Genomic DNA, 2,262 nt, shown 5'->3' with positions numbered 1-2,262 from the left:
CACCGGCACGGTGATGTGGATGCCCTTGCCGCCGGAGGTCTTCACGAAGGGCACCAGGCCGAGGCTTTCCAGCCCGCCCTTGATGTGGACCGCCGCCTCGACCACCTCGCGCCACGAAATCCCCTCGCCCGGGTCGAGGTCGAAGACGATCTGGTCCGGCCTGTCGAGTTTTGTGCGGTGCGTGCCCCAGGTATGGAACTCGACGACGCCGAATTGCGCCAGCGCCAGATAGCCCTTGGCGTCCTCGACCGAAAGATAGGTTTTCGTCTCGCCTTCCGAATTGACGCTCTCGAACACCGCCACCGAAGGCGGCATGCCGGTGAAGGCGTGGCGCTGGAAGAAGCAGTCCTGCGGCTTGCCGGTCGGGCACCGCACCAGCGACACCGGCCGGCCGATGATATGCGGCAGCATGAAATCGCCGACCAATGCGTAATAGACGGCGATGTCGAGTTTTGTCGGCCCGGTCTTGCCGAACAGCCGGCGCTCCGGATTGGTCACCCAGATGGTGGCGAGGTCGGATTCGGCGATCAGCCGCTTGCGTTTCACCGGCGCCGGCGTGGTCAGCCCGCCGACGTCGCGCAGGCCGCGAAAGACGCCGTGGCGGATCGCATTGTCGGCGGTGCGGTTCGAATAGCGCACGCGCGCCGACAGCAGCGGCTTCACCCAGTGCATCTCGCGCATGATCTCGCGCGGCACGCCTTCCGGCGGGCTGGCGCCGGCCGTCAGCCGCTCCAGCCTGGCAAGCAGCTCGGTCGCCATGTCGCGGTCGAAGCCGGTGCCGACCTTGCCGCGATAGTGCAGCTCACCGTTCTCGAACTCGGCCATGCCGAGCGCGGCCAACCCTTCGGCACGGTCGGAGACGGTGTAACCGGCGATGACGAAATCATCCGTCTTTTGCGCCTTCACCTTGGTCCAGCTCTTGGCGCGGCCGCTCATGTAGATGGCGTCGGCGCGCTTGGAGACGACGCCTTCGAGCCCCAGCTCCGAGGCTTGATCGTAGAGACCCTGCCCGTCGCCCTCGACATGGTCGCTGTACTGGATGGCGGCATTGGCGGCTTGGCCGGCGAGGAGCTCGGCAAGCAGCGCCTTACGCTTTATGAGCGGCGCCTTGCGCAGGTCCCAGCCGTCGAGATGCAAAAGATCGAAGGCGTAGAAATGCAGCTTTGAACCTGCGCCTTCGGCCAGCGCGTCCTGCAGCAGCGCGAAGCGCGAGATTCCCCTGTCGTCGAGCACCATGATCTCGCCGTCGATGATCGCCTGGGCGACCGGCAGGCGCGAAAAGGCCTGCGGGAGATCGCCATAGCGCTTCGTCCAGTCGATGCCGCCACGGGTGATCAGCCGCACCTCGCCATCCGTCACATGCGCCATGGTGCGGTAACCGTCGAATTTGATCTCGTGCAGCCAGAGCTCGCCCGTGTTCTCCGCCGGCCCCTCGCCGCCCGGCGGATTCGGCACCTGGGTGGCAAGCTGCGGCTCGATGCGGCTCGGCGGCGCGGCCTTGACCGCGCCGGGCAGCGAGCCTGGTTTCAGCGAACCCGGCTTCGGGGGCAGACGTTCCCGCTTCCTCGGCGGCGCCCCCAGTTCCTCGATCCGGCGGCCGGACTTCACGCTTTCGGGCCGCTCGCTCAGGATGTCGCGTTTCGCATCGGCAGCGAGGTCGCGCTCCTTGAACAGCAGCCAGTTCTTCTTGCTCTCGTCCTCGCCGGGCTTGGGCTTCAGGCGCGTCAGCATCCAGCCGCCATTGAGCTTCTGGCCGGCCAGCCGGAACTTGAAGGCGCCGCTGCGCAGGCTTTTGTCGACATCCTCCATCGGCGCCCAGGTGCCGGTGTCCCAGACGATCATCGGCCCGCCGCCATATCCGCCTTCGGGGATGACGCCCTCGAAGTCGATATATTCGATCGGGTGGTCCTCGGTCTCGACGGCAAGCCGCTTGTCGGCCGGGTTGAGCGAGGGGCCGCGCGGGACAGCCCAGCTCTTCAACACGCCGCCGATTTCGAGGCGCATGTCGTAGTGATCGGCGGTGGCGTGGTGCTTGTGGACGACGAAGCGGTTGGAGCCCTCAGAGGCGAGGCCGCCCGCGGGCTCGGGGGTGCGGGAGAATTCGCGCTTGGCGCGGTAGGGTTTGAGGTTGGCGGGCATGGATCAGGCGCCGAAGAACGCAATGGAATACGACGAACGCCGAGTTCCTTCGCCCCCCTCTCTGTCCTGCCGGACATCTCCCCCTCTAGGGGGGAGATTGGCAGTTTGAGCGCCGGCACCTCT

1 protein-coding gene is annotated in these 2,262 nt (G+C 66.6%); it reads right to left on the bottom strand.

Annotated elements, in window-relative coordinates; genetic code table 11:
• Window positions 1–2,139: DNA ligase D (gene ligD / locus EOA24_RS34890; RefSeq protein ID WP_127410644.1), on the bottom strand; the 2,139-nt coding region annotated here is incomplete at its 3' end.
• Window positions 2,140–2,262 lie beyond the last annotated feature (123 nt).

The organism is Mesorhizobium sp. M2A.F.Ca.ET.039.01.1.1 (assembly GCF_003998035.1).
In the GTDB taxonomy this organism is placed as follows: Bacteria; Pseudomonadota; Alphaproteobacteria; order Rhizobiales; family Rhizobiaceae; genus Mesorhizobium.
This window is presented reverse-complemented; position numbering and strand designations above follow the sequence as displayed.